This window comes from Erythrobacter sp. S43, assembly GCF_057364955.1.
The window spans coordinates 2,099,079-2,111,307 of sequence record NZ_CP200285.1 but is presented as its reverse complement, the minus strand read 5'-3'; the positions used below and the strand labels follow the sequence as shown (position 1 = coordinate 2,111,307).

Sequence of the window (12,229 nt, the reverse complement as noted above, 5' to 3'; positions counted from 1 at the left end):
GAGGCCCTGTCCCGCTCGATAAACCCGCCTTCATAATACGGGCGGAACACGTGACTAAGGAGTATGAGATGTCTGTAGCAGGTACTTACAACACCACCGTCAAAAGCCCGATGGGCGACCAGAGCGGCACCTTCACCGTTGAAGACAATGGCGACGGCACCTTCGGCGGCAACATGGCCGGCGGCATGGGTTCGATGGACGTCGAAGACGGCAAAGTCGACGGCAACACCATCACCTGGAAAATGAACATGACTGTCCCGATGCCGATGACGCTCGAATGCGAAGCGACGGTTGATGGCGACACGCTGACCGGCAACGTCAATGCTGGCGCATTTGGTGCGATGCCGTTCTCGGGCACCCGCGCTTAAGCGAACCGCTTACCGAACAAAAAAGGCCGTCGGAGTTCACGCTCTGGCGGCCTTTTTTGTTGGCCCAGACTGGACGCTATCCTGTTTCATGTTATCACTTGTTTCTAGAGGGTTGAGGGAAGCGTGACGTGGTCACGAACACATTGGACGATCGCAAAGGCGCAGGTTCTTCCCGCCGCGTTGTTTGCACACTTGCTTAAGGGACGCACCATGAAATTTTTGACCACTGTCGGTTTTGCCGCAGCGCTTGCGACGACCGCATCCGCTTCTGCGCAGGATGCCGCCGAAGCAGCAGCCGAGATGGCAGCCGAAGCTGCTGCAGCAACCGCTGAAGCCGCAGAACCGACCTGTTCGCTTCACGTCTGGCCAACCATCGAAGGTCAGGCGCAGAACTTCGGATTGCTCGGCCCGGGCCTGATCAACCAGGCAATCAACAGCGGCAAGAACATGACCAACGCCGAGTATATGCGCGAAGCCTTGAGCCCGCGTTTTCAGGTCGAAGCTTTCAAGACAATCGATCTGCCCGCGGAAGTCGGATTGCCCGCTGGCACCGAGGTGATCTTTGAAGTTCCCATCGCCGACCGCGATATCACGACCAAGGCAAAGACCCGCCTGAGCGAGAGCACAGAGGATTGCTATGCCGAGCTGATCGTGACGCAGAACCTCTATCAAAAGAAGATGATCTATGGCCGTTCGCTCAACAACCGTTTCATCTTCAAGGATTTCCGCGGTGGCAAGGAAAAGACGAAGATGATCAAAGGTCGCGGCGGCAATGGCATCAAGCACTTCCCGCCAAAAACGGTTGAAGATCGTCCGAAGGCGGATGCCGATCTCCAGCGTGCGTTCATTGAAAACTTCCAAGAATATGCCAAGCGTTTCAAGTAAGCGCAGCCGGCAGGCGTTTCGTCTGGCGCTCGGTCTTCTCGCTGCATGCAGCGTCCAACCTGCCCTCGCGCAGACGGAACGCTACATTGAAGTGGAAGACCGGGTGTCAGAGCCTACTCGCCCGATCGCAGTCATCGTTCCCCAAGAAGAGCTGGCGACCAGCATTGAATTAGGGCGCATCGTTCCCAATGAAGGCGGTTTGATCGGCGCCCTGATTGATCGTCGTCCGGAAAAGATGGCGCAGAACGCGGCGGCCAAGGCGTTTAACTTCGCCAAACCGTTGAAAGACGTCATGGCCGGGTTTGATGCCAATCCACTGGTGTTGTCTGCCATGGAGCAAGCGCTGTCCGAGGCTAGCTGGTTCGCGGCGCCCTCGCCGCAACTGCTGTCTGGCACTTCGATGGCGTTGACGACCGCGAATGAAGTCGCTTCCCGCGGCGATTCCACGGTCAGCATGACCTTCGAAATCGGCTATGTCGGCAATGAAGCTAATGACACGGTCGGCGCGCTCAACTGGAACAAGGAGCGCAACCGATTGGCGAAGGAATTTGTTGCCGCAAACTCCGGCTCTCGCGAAGTTGCGATCACCAGCTGGCGCTATCAAACCTCTGCCGACTTCACCAACATTCAGGTCATAATCGACATTGAGATGGGCGGCCCACGAGCCGAAGCGCCGAAATATCGGCAGCAGCTCATCAGCCTCGTAAAGCTACGCAGACCGACCTTTGTGCCGGAAGAGAACGTGGCGATCTGGGCGGCGAATGACGGCGCTTTGGCAAAACAGGCGCTCGAAATGGCCATTGCCCGCGCGGGCGAGGTGATGCCGGCAGTGCTTTCGCTCGATAAAGCCGGACTGAAAGACGCGACCAACAAGAAGAAGCGCAAACGCGCGACCGGTGGCAACTTCTCCGGCCCGCAATTGCTGCGCGATGAGAAAGGCCCAGTGCTCTATGCCAAAGATGGCGACCAGCGTCTGAAAGCCTTTGTCGCGGTGCAGACTATTCGGAACTAACTCGACTTGGCGGGAGGGCCGCTCACGCAATCCTCCCGCCAGTCTATTCTCTCGGCAACGAGTTACATCGCGATTCTTGCGCGACCCTTACCCTGGCCCTACCCTAAGTAACTGTACGTAGGTTATGTTTGGGCCATAGGTATGCTTCGCGCTACGTGTAGTGTTGTTGCTTGGCTGCTTGTCGCTTCATTGTGGGCGACGCAGCTTGCAGCGGCTCGGCTGGAGGCGGGAACATTTACCTCCCATGACACAATCAACGGAAGCCGAGCGCCAGCAACGGTAAACTTCCAGCAACCGTTTGACGTGCCTCCCATTGTTGTCGCTATCGCTTCAACACAGGGCAATAACTCAGCGACGATCAGAATTACCAATGTCACCACAACCGGGTTTGACGAGCTGGCCATAGAGCCAGACAACTGGGATGGCCGCCACATACCGATGACCATCCGATACATCGCGCTAGAGCCAGGGCGCCATACATTGCCCGATGGCACCGTGATTGAGGCTGGCTTTGTCACAACATCAGCGACCCAGTTCGGTTCGGGCTTCACGGGAGGCACTGCAAGCTGGCAACCCGTAAGCTTCATTGGACCGATTGGACCGGGCGCTACGGTCCTGCATCAGATTCTGACCGCTAACAGCGAAACCAATAACCCCGCCAATGGTCCATCACGGCCGCACATAACCTCTATCGTACAGTCGATAAGCGGTGCCGGGTTCCAGATTGCATTGGAACGGAGCCAAGCGAACAGCGGTCCGTTTCCCAGTGCAGAAACCATTGGTTGGATCGCCTTTCCCGCCGGCGCTTCGGGAACTTTGACCGACATAGCCTCAAACACTGTCACGTGGAGTTCGGTCAATACGAGTGCCAATGTGCGAGGGTGGGATGACGGCTGCTTCTCCAACAGTCTGGGGCAGACCAGCACGACAGTGGTTGCCGTCGCCAAGAAGATATCGCGCAACAACCCCGATGGCGGCTGGTTCCGTTATTGTGCGCTCAACAGCTCGAACATCACCTTGCGCGTTGACGAGGACCGTGACCAGGACAACGAACGCAGTGTTCCCGTTGCCAATGCAGAACAGGCATCCATTCTCTCGTTCTCACGTCCGTTCCACGCTGTGCTTCTTCGCCTTGTTGACCTTACGATCACAAAGACCAACACTCCTGGTGCGAATGGTGAAGTCGATCAAACGGGCGACACTGTCACGTTTGGATCAACGACGACTTACACACTCACGGTCACAAACAATGGCCCGTTATCTGTGAATGGCGCTCTGGTAAGCGATGTGCCGGGCGCAGGGCTAACCTGCCCTCCAGCCAATCCGGTAACCATCACAGGCGCGGGGCAACCTGTGGGCAGCTTTACCATCGCGGACCTGACGGGGTCAGGCATTGCTTTGGGCAATCTTTTGGTGGGTGAGTCCACAACGCTCACTTACAGCTGCACCGTCGGCTAACCGCAGATAAAGCAGGCCCAGCCCATCTTGGAGGATGTGGTTCAGAACCAGCAGGCTGGCCTTCGCCAAGTCACCCTTCCGGCAAAACCTCGAACTTCATCAGCAGCGTGCGTTGGTTCGATGAGAAGTTGTCGTCGCTGACGATGTATAGGAAGGTGCGCTCGCCTTTCTGGCGTACAGCAAGGCCTTCAAAGTTGTCGACGGATAGCGGAGGACGGAACGTGGCAAGCTCATAGCGCTTCATGTTGGCTCCAAACCTGACAATGGCCGCGCCATTCCCATCACTGCGCGACCAGCTCCGGAAAAGAACGTAAAGGCCCTCTCCGCTGCCCTTCGCGTCCTTGGTCAACAGAATGTCGAGATCGGTAGGCAGTCCGCCTAGTCTTGCGATTGTCTTTGGCGGAACCACAGGCATACCGCTTTCGTCAGCCGCACCGGCGAGCGTGATCACATGGCAATTTGGATTGTCCTCGGTGGCCATGCGCTCGGCACAAACAAACAGCGCACGCTCATCTCCTGCCATCCCTTCAACCCCACTGTTAGCTTCCATGTCTCCCAGATGGAGTTCCGGTTCGAAGATTGTCGTCTTGGGTTTCCCTGTCAGTTCCGGATAGCGCCAGATACGGTGATCGCGTTCGAAGCCGACCAACCAACCACCCTCCGCACTGCGTGTGAGGCTTTCGGAGTCACCTTGTGCTTTACCCGTCAGGGGCTCGCCATTCATTCCAAGCAGCGGGCCAACGTCCACCCCGCCAAGCCCAACGAGGCGCTCGTCCTCCTCGGTCGGGGTCATCCAAACCCAGCGTGCATCATCAGTGATCGCCAGAAGCCGCCCGCTTTCCGCGTCCCAGCGCAGGCCCGAGAGCCCGCCAATATTCTTGCCCATCGGCGGAATGTTGATCCCGCCCATGTAAACCAGATCGCCCACGCGCGTGCGCTCTGGGTCACTCTCGTCGAGCGGGACTTGGACGATATCGGTGTCGAACTGCTCGGCGCTGTGGGCGAGCATCGCGATTCCAAAGGCCAAAGCGGCCAGCGCAATCGCCACCGTTGTGGCGCGGGTTGTGCGCGCCATCCCCATGTCAGCCGAGTTTGTCTTTCAGGATCTGGTTGACCACCTGCGGGTTCGCCTTGCCCTGCATCGCCTTCATCGTCTGGCCGACGAAGAAGCCGAACAGCTTATCCTTGCCGCCACGATATTGTTCGACCTTGTCCTCGTTGTTGGCGAGGATGTCGTCGATCGCGGCTTCGATCGCGCCGGTGTCGCTGACTTGTTTGAGGCCCTTATCCTCGGCGATCGCTTCGGGTTCACCCTCGCCTTTCAGGACGAATTCGAAGATTTCCTTGGCCTGACCGCCAGAGATCTCACCCGCATCCTGCATCTTGAGGATCGCAGCCTGACGTTCAGCGGTGGCGTGGCTCGCATCGGCTTCATCGCCCAGCGACTTGATCACACCCGGAGCCACAGAGAGCGCCCAGTTGGCGACCTGAGTGGCGACCTTGGCTTCGCTCTTGCCGATGGCGCTCGCAGCAGCGGTGAGCAGCGTTTCAAACCGCGCGAAGGTCTCGACCTCGGCGGTCAGTTCGCGCGCGTTGTACGGCGTCAGACCCAGCTCAGTTTCATACCGCACCCGCTTGGCATCGGGCAGTTCGGGCAGGCTGGCGCGGCAGTCCTCAAGGAAGTCATCCTCCAGCACCAGCGGCAGCAGATCGGGATCGGGGAAGTAGCGATAGTCATGCGCGTCTTCCTTGCTGCGCATGGTGCGCGTGGTGCCTGTGCCCGGATCGAACAGGCGCGTTTCCTGATCGACCGTCCCGCCGCTTTCGATCACATCAACCTGACGGTTCGCTTCGTATTCGATCACCTGCATGACGAAGCGCACCGAGTTGACGTTCTTCGTCTCGGTCCGCGTGCCGAATTCCTCGCCCGGTTTGCGCACAGAGACGTTCACGTCCGCGCGCATCGAGCCTTCTTCCATGTTCCCGTCGCACGAACCGACATAGCGCAGAATGCTGCGCAGCTTGCGCACATAGGCCCCAGCTTCGGCGGGCGAACGCATATCTGGCATGGAGACAATCTCCATCAGCGCAACGCCGCTGCGGTTCAGATCGACATAGGACATGGTCGGATGCTGATCGTGCATCAGCTTACCCGCATCCTGCTCGACGTGAATGCGCTCGATGCCGATGGTCTTGTCTTCGGGAATACCGGTCTTTTCGTCCGCCTCGATCAGCAGCGAGCCCTCACCCACCAGCGGGTGATACAGCTGGCTGATTTGATAGCCCTGCGGCAGATCGGCGTAGAAGTAGTTCTTCCGGTCAAAGCGCGACCATTTGTTGATCTGCGCTTCAATCGCCATGCCAGTGCGCACGGCCTGACGGATGCACTCTTGGTTCGGGACAGGCAGCATCCCCGGCATCGCCGCATCGACAAGGCTGACCTGGGAGTTCGGCTCGGCGCCAAACGCGGTCGAAGCGCCGCTGAAAAGCTTGGAATTGCTCGTCACCTGCGCGTGGACTTCAAGGCCAATCACGACCTCCCATTCGCCCGTTGCGCCCTGAATGCGGTATGTCGATGTGTTGCTCATACCTGCCCTAATATGCTGACGTCTGCGCGCTGAAAAGAGCGAAAAGGCATCAATTTTTCTCTCCTCTTTTCGTAGAAATTAGATAGTATTTACCAAGTCTTGATTCGCCAAATGGCGTTTAAGCAACGCAGTTTCACAATGGTGCGCAAACAAATGGGGTGAAACAGTGGTAAAAAGCAAAGTCATTGTAACGTCGACGATCGCTCTTTCGGCACTAACGCTCTCTGCCTGCGGCGGCGACAATGTGGTGTGTGATGGGCCTTTTGATTGCGATCCCAAACCGGGGTTCGCCTGGAAAGATCCAGGCGGTCTTAGCTACGATGTCATTTGGTTGAAGGGAACGCGTCATCCATCTGTGCCAAATATCGCAGCGGCTGATACTCCTGGTCAGTGGACGCCCGATCGCGGGTTTGGCTGGGCCAGTGACGACATAAAAACGCTTAGCGTTGTTTGGAAGCCAGGATGGCGGTCTGAGCAATATCCCAATGTTTATGCAGCTGGCACACCGCGCAATTGGTTGCCTGATCCCGGCTATCGCATCACCGATGCGACTACTCTCGCCACACAGTGGGTTCCCGGGACACGACATCCTAGGCTCGCGCGAACGGTCGCCTCGGACAAGCCGGGGATGTGGGGCATGGAAGCTGGCTTTGTTCGGGACGGGACTACAGGCGCGCGCTGGTTGCCGGGCTTGCGGCATCCCAAAATTGCCAATCTAGTTGCCGGCCGTGATCTGGGTAAGTGGTCACCTGCTCCCGGATACCGTTTCGCCGCAGCTACGGGTTTGGATGTGGAGCGCATTCCGTCTCAGCCATTTGGATTCAGCAATACGGCTAATTCAAGTTCACAACTGACACCGGGCGAACGATTCGTGCGTGGCGCCGTCATCGCATTGGCCGGACAGCTGTTCAGTGTCGACGAGAAAGACGATAGCGCTGCTGCGACATTGGTAGGACGCCCTGTCGCCCGCGAGGTGCGCAACTATGGCCTTTCAGAAATGGGCAAGGCTATCACTGAGAACTAGATCACCATAGTCGACGCGAGGTTATGCCTCGCCGCCCTTATCATCATGGTCTTTGCGCGTTTCATCGTGCTGTGTTGTGTCAAACCGCGCTTCCCCGTGGTCGATCGTCTTGGAGAGATACATCACAACCCCTCCAAGGATCACGAACACGCACAGGAAGATGGTCGCGGCGAGCATCAGTGCGTCGCCTCACGGTGGCGCGTGCTGCGCTTTTGGGCTTCTTCGCTATCGAGCAGGTTGGCTTCCACCGCCTGCAATTCAGCGCGCATCACCTGATCGAATTTCTTGGTGCCTGTGATGCTGATCTCTTCCAGAAACAGCACGCTCAGGGTGCGGTATTCCGGGTAATTCTCCAGCTCGCGGACGGTTGCCGCGAACAGCGGGCCGTTCATCACTTTCTGGGTCTTGAAATCCATCTGCCCGTGCAGCGATTTGAGCAATTCGGCGTAAGCAAAGAAGCGCTTGTTCGGCTCTGGAGTTTGCGGCCTGCGCGCCGCTGTGATGGCTGCGTATGCGGCGACCCATGCGGGGATGACTACCCCAACGAAAACCATCACCAGAATGCCGATCTCGAAGGGGGTCACCACCACTTCTCCGGCGCGTGGTCGAATCCGGCACGCTGCTGGATCGCCAGACCTGCGTCGAGCACTGTCTGCTCGTCGAACGCTTTGCCGACCAATTGCAGGCCAAGCGGCAGGCCGTCGGCGGTCATCGTTGCGGGGACGCTCATGGCGGGCAGGCCAGCGAGCGAGGCTGGCACGGCGAAGACGTCGTTGAGATACATCGTCAGCGGGTCTTCGTTTAGGCTGCCTAGCGGGAAGGAGGCTGTTGGCGTCGTCGGGGCCAGGATCAGGTCACAATCAGCCCAAGCCTGCTCGAAATCGCGCGCCACCAGTGCGCGGACCTTTTGCGCCTGATTGTAATAGGCATCATAGAAGCCCGCGCTCAAAACGTAGGTGCCGATCAGGATGCGGCGCTTCACTTCATCGCCAAAGCCCTCTTCGCGGGTGGCGGCGTACATGTCCTGCAGGCCCGCACCCTCAGGCAGATCGCGCAATCCATACCGCACGCCGTCATAGCGTGCGAGGTTGGAGGACGCCTCTGCTGGGGCGATGATGTAATAGGCGGGCAGCGCGTATTTGGTGTGCGGCAGCGAGACATCGACGATCTCTGCACCCGCATCTTTTAGCCAAGCCTTGCCCTGCTCCCACGAGGCGAGAATTTCCTCGGAGGTGCCTTCCATGCGGTATTCTTTGGGGATGCCGACGCGCTTGCCTTTAAGGTCCGCGTTCAGCGCAGCTTCCCAATTGGGCACATCCATCTGCAGGCTGGTCGCGTCTTTCGGATCGAAACCGGCCATCGCTTCGAGCATGATCGCGCAATCTTCCACGCTGCGCGCCATCGGGCCCGCTTGGTCGAGCGAGCTGGCGAAGGCGACAACGCCCCAACGCGAGCAGCGGCCATAGGTCGGCTTGATCCCGCAAATGCCGGTGAAGGCGGCGGGCTGGCGGATCGAGCCGCCGGTATCGGTGCCGGTCGCAGCAGGCGCGATGCGCGCAGCCACGGCGCTGGACGAACCACCTGAAGATCCACCGGGCGACATGGCTGCGTTGGTGCCATCCTTGCGCCATGGCGAGGCGACATTGCCGAAATAGGACGTCTCGTTCGAGCTACCCATCGCAAACTGGTCAAGGTTCAGCTTGCCCAGCATCCCAGCACCCGCATCCCACAGATTCTGCGACACGGTGCTTTCGTATTGCGGCTTGAACCCTTCAAGGATGTGGCTGGCGGCAGTGGTCTGCACGTCATGAGTGGCGAACAGGTCCTTCATGCCAATCGGCACGCCGCCCATTTTGCCCAGATCTTCACCCTTCGCGCGCTTGGCATCGACCGCATCTGCGGCGGCAAGCGCGTGATCGGGGGTGGTGACGATAAAGGCGTTGAGGCTGGCCGCCTCGGCAACAGCCGCGTTGAAGTGTTCCGCCACTTCGCGCGCGGTGAAGTCACCGCCGGCAACACCGTCGCGAATGGCTTTGACACCGAGAGAGGTAAATTCGGTCATACTATTCAATCAGCCCTATTCGATCACTTTGGGCACACCGAAGAACCCATGCTCTGCAGCAGGCGCATTGGCGAGCACATCGTCGCGGCGGCCACCTCCCGTTTTCGGGTCGGCGTCAACCACGTCATCGCGCAGACGCAACGTGTTCGGGATCACCGCGCTCATCGGCTCGATCCCATCGACGTTCACTTCGCCCAACTGTTCGACCCAGTTGAGGATGTTGTTAAGCTCGGGCACCATCCGCTCAAGCTCTTCATCGCCCATATCGATGCGCGCGAGCTTGGAGATTTTCGCCACTGTTTCTTTATCGACAGACATGATGAGCGCGTTAGCGCTGCCTGCGAGGGGCTTCAAGCGGATGTTGGGCTAAAAACACCCGTTCTGACGCAGGCTTATGGGAAGGGATCGCCCATCGGCTCGCCATCGACGTAGATCTGGCGTCCGGTCCACTCGCGAACCTCGACTTCGGAGTCCTTGGTCAAAGCGCCTTTGGTCCGCTTGGGGTCTTCATAATCAGCTGCAACACCCTCTTCCGGATCGTCCAGATTGATGTCCCAGTTGGACACCCGTGTGCCTTCGATCAGCTTGACGCCTCTCAGACCATCCTGATCGAAGCCCATATCGATCGCAAAGCAGGGTTGATTGCAGTGCCAGTCGAGATCGGCGAAGTGATCGCGGATCCGCTTTTCCCACACTGGATCGTCCGACTGGACACGCATGTTTGCGCGCCGTTCGGATGCGGGGGATGTGTCGCGCCAGCGGCTTGGCATGTTTTTCTGGTCCAAAGCGGCCTGTGCCTCCTTGCCTACCACGCCTTCGCGCTTCGCCAACTCAGTCAAAGCAGCGCGTCCCGCATCGCCAAAGTCCCAACGCAAAGCGGCATAGTCGAAGTCTTCCGCGCTCACCGCGCCGCTATCGAGCCGTGCGATCTGGTTGCTCGCTGAAATTGCGCCGAAATTGAAGATCGGCAGCGCCAGCACCAACGCCACGCCGCATGTCACCACCGCCAGATGCAGGTTCGATTGGCGCAAAAATCGCGCCACCCGTCGCGCCGACCGCGGAGCGCAGAGATGAGATAGGCAAAGCCATATCCGACCGCGACGGCAATCGCGACGAGCGCCCAGAGGCGTTCCGGGCTGAGGCCGTGCTGAGCGATGCGGGTGCCCATCGAAATCGCGGCCATCACCGCGAGCCAGAATATCCCGATTGCCAGAACAAACCCCGCAAGCCGCAGCACTTGCGACTGACTGGCATCCTCATCGCTGTCGCGCACCACGGAGTTGGCGAGCACAAAGCACCCGACCGCTATCGCAAGCAGCAGCGGCGTCGCGCTGCGCGTGGCGTTCCACAGCACATCGAGGCCGGAGACCAACACCGCGAGCAGGAACAGAACCAGCGCAATCGCCAGCGGCACAGCGAGGATCGAGAGCACAAGCAGCACAACATTTTGGAGTGTGCCGATGATCTTCAACTGGTTGCGCAACACGCCCAGCGCCGCGCCGAACGCCGTGCCGGTGAAGACAAATCCGAACCAGTCGGTTTCAATCAAATCGCGCAGCAGATTGATCTCAATCGTTGCGAATAGCTCAGAAAGCAGCAGCAGGAGCGCCCATGAAAGGCCCGTAAACGCCAACGCTCCTCCGCCGGTGATCGCGTCGGTCCAGACATGGAAGTGGGTTTGCTTGTAGCTCGTGCCCCAGCGCAGCCGATGAAAGCCCGCCTGAAACAGCGGGAGCGACAGCGTCACCGCCAACACACCGGCGGCGACCCAGAATTGCTCGTCGGAGTAGCGATCAGCCGTGTCGGTTGCGCGCCATGCAATGCCCGCCATGACGAGCGCGACAATGCCGGAGAAAATGGCAGGGGCCTTCCAGCGATCTTCGCCAAAAGTGAACACCAGCGCCAATGGCCCAAACACCAGCGCAGCAGTGATCGCCATGCGCAGCGGACTGTCTTCGGCGTCGTGGGAGACGAGGTGCACCAACAATCCGGCGAAGCCCAGAATGCCTGCACAGATCCACGGTCGAAGGGACCATTCGTGCGGCGCGCTTTGATGATCTTCGAGAATGCTGGGCGTGTCGCCAGCGGGCTCTTCTAAGGCCTGATCTGTCATGCTCCCGATTGTCGCAGCTTTGCAGCCGCGATCAACCGTGAACGGATTTGAATGACCGGATTACTGCCCAGCGCCCGGAGGCGGACCACCCTGTCCACCCGGGCCGCCAGCGGCTTCTGCAGCTTCCTGTTGCTGTTGCATCGCAGCCGCCTGCTGGATTTGCATGTTACGTTCAAACTCGGCCTTCGGCATGATGTCGACGACTTCGACTTCAAAGATCAGGTCCGAATTGGCCGGAATCTTGATCTCGCCGGTCTGCTGATCGGGCTGATCCTGATCGCCGTAGCCCTTGTCCGACGGGATGTAGAGCTCATATGTGCCGCCCTTCTTCATCTGCTGAAGCCCTTCGAAGAAACCGGGGATTGTCGCGCCTTCTTCCACCGGAAACGGCGTGCCTTCTGGGAACATGTCAGCGACCGGCCAAGGGATCGGCTCGTATTCGTCAAACTGCTCTCCGTTGGAAGCAAGCGTGCCCGTGTATTTCACAAAGACGATATCGCCCACTTCCACTTGCTGGCCATCACTTGCGGTGATCGTGTCAACACTCAGCGATTTGGGCAGAGCCGACCAGGCCAGCGCGCCGCCGAGCAGAACGGCAACGATCACACCGAGCCACAATTTGGTCAGCGAGCCTTTGGCAATCGGCTTAAGCGGCACGCGGGTAACTTCGGTCATTGAAACTTCCTGATCGAGAGGATGCGCGATTCTGCGCTTTATGA

14 protein-coding genes are annotated in these 12,229 nt (G+C 59.0%); 5 read left to right on the top strand and 9 right to left on the bottom strand.

The window, feature by feature from the left end; genetic code table 11:
* Positions 1–68: 68 nt before the first annotated feature.
* The 4 genes from AC0V6K_RS10290 to AC0V6K_RS10275 all read left to right on the top strand — a co-directional run bounded on the left by AC0V6K_RS10290 (position 69) and on the right by AC0V6K_RS10275 (position 3,723).
* Complete coding sequence (locus AC0V6K_RS10290; protein ID WP_472621909.1) at positions 69–368, top strand: hypothetical protein; 300 nt, start codon at positions 69–71, stop codon at positions 366–368.
* A gap of 210 nt (positions 369–578) precedes the next feature.
* The gene (locus tag AC0V6K_RS10285; protein ID WP_472621907.1) at positions 579–1,253 is read left to right on the top strand and encodes a hypothetical protein; all 675 of its coding nucleotides are present in this window, start codon (positions 579–581) and stop codon (positions 1,251–1,253) included.
* Complete coding sequence (locus AC0V6K_RS10280) at positions 1,234–2,265, top strand: hypothetical protein (RefSeq protein WP_472621905.1); 1,032 nt, start codon at positions 1,234–1,236, stop codon at positions 2,263–2,265. The genes AC0V6K_RS10285 and AC0V6K_RS10280 overlap by 20 nt, the downstream gene beginning before the upstream one ends.
* A 141-nt stretch (positions 2,266–2,406) precedes the next feature.
* Complete coding sequence (locus AC0V6K_RS10275; protein WP_472621903.1) at positions 2,407–3,723, top strand: H-type lectin domain-containing protein; 1,317 nt, start codon at positions 2,407–2,409, stop codon at positions 3,721–3,723.
* Positions 3,724–3,793: 70 nt separating this feature from the next.
* Here AC0V6K_RS10275 and AC0V6K_RS10270 read toward each other — a convergent pair whose 3' ends face one another.
* Positions 3,794–4,798 carry an esterase-like activity of phytase family protein gene (locus tag AC0V6K_RS10270; protein WP_472621901.1) on the bottom strand — a complete coding sequence of 335 codons (1,005 nt, stop codon included), beginning with the start codon at positions 4,796–4,798 and terminating at the stop codon, positions 3,794–3,796.
* 7 nt (positions 4,799–4,805) lie between these two features.
* The gene (gatB, locus tag AC0V6K_RS10265; protein WP_472621899.1) at positions 4,806–6,311 is read right to left on the bottom strand and encodes an Asp-tRNA(Asn)/Glu-tRNA(Gln) amidotransferase subunit GatB; all 1,506 of its coding nucleotides are present in this window, start codon (positions 6,309–6,311) and stop codon (positions 4,806–4,808) included.
* Between the two features lie 166 nt (positions 6,312–6,477).
* Between gatB and AC0V6K_RS10260 the strand changes: the two genes are divergently transcribed.
* The gene (locus tag AC0V6K_RS10260) at positions 6,478–7,335 is read left to right on the top strand and encodes a hypothetical protein (protein ID WP_486172628.1); all 858 of its coding nucleotides are present in this window, start codon (positions 6,478–6,480) and stop codon (positions 7,333–7,335) included.
* Positions 7,336–7,356: 21 nt separating this feature from the next.
* On the opposite strand, the gene AC0V6K_RS10255 is transcribed toward AC0V6K_RS10260, so the two are convergent.
* The 7 genes from AC0V6K_RS10255 to AC0V6K_RS10225 form a co-directional block, all read right to left on the bottom strand.
* Complete coding sequence (locus AC0V6K_RS10255) at positions 7,357–7,512, bottom strand: hypothetical protein (RefSeq protein WP_472621895.1); 156 nt, start codon at positions 7,510–7,512, stop codon at positions 7,357–7,359.
* The gene (locus tag AC0V6K_RS10250) at positions 7,512–7,919 is read right to left on the bottom strand and encodes a hypothetical protein (RefSeq protein WP_472621893.1); all 408 of its coding nucleotides are present in this window, start codon (positions 7,917–7,919) and stop codon (positions 7,512–7,514) included. The genes AC0V6K_RS10255 and AC0V6K_RS10250 overlap by 1 nt, the downstream gene beginning before the upstream one ends.
* Positions 7,916–9,397 carry an Asp-tRNA(Asn)/Glu-tRNA(Gln) amidotransferase subunit GatA gene (gene gatA / locus AC0V6K_RS10245; protein ID WP_472621891.1) on the bottom strand — a complete coding sequence of 494 codons (1,482 nt, stop codon included), beginning with the start codon at positions 9,395–9,397 and terminating at the stop codon, positions 7,916–7,918. Before gatA ends, AC0V6K_RS10250 begins: the two co-directional genes overlap by 4 nt.
* A 15-nt stretch (positions 9,398–9,412) precedes the next feature.
* On the bottom strand, positions 9,413–9,715 hold the full coding sequence (gene gatC, locus AC0V6K_RS10240) for an Asp-tRNA(Asn)/Glu-tRNA(Gln) amidotransferase subunit GatC (protein WP_472621889.1): 303 nt from the start codon (positions 9,713–9,715) through the stop codon (positions 9,413–9,415).
* A 74-nt stretch (positions 9,716–9,789) separates the two neighbouring features.
* Positions 9,790–10,428 (bottom strand): hypothetical protein, encoded by a 639-nt coding sequence (locus AC0V6K_RS10235; RefSeq protein ID WP_472621887.1) that lies wholly within the window; start codon positions 10,426–10,428, stop codon positions 9,790–9,792.
* Positions 10,395–11,510, bottom strand: a complete 1,116-nt coding sequence (locus tag AC0V6K_RS10230) for a hypothetical protein (RefSeq protein WP_472621885.1) — start codon at positions 11,508–11,510, stop codon at positions 10,395–10,397. The genes AC0V6K_RS10235 and AC0V6K_RS10230 overlap by 34 nt, the downstream gene beginning before the upstream one ends.
* A gap of 60 nt (positions 11,511–11,570) precedes the next feature.
* A complete protein-coding gene (locus tag AC0V6K_RS10225; protein WP_472621883.1) occupies positions 11,571–12,185 on the bottom strand; it encodes an FKBP-type peptidyl-prolyl cis-trans isomerase in 615 nt (204 codons plus the stop codon).
* Positions 12,186–12,229 lie beyond the last annotated feature (44 nt).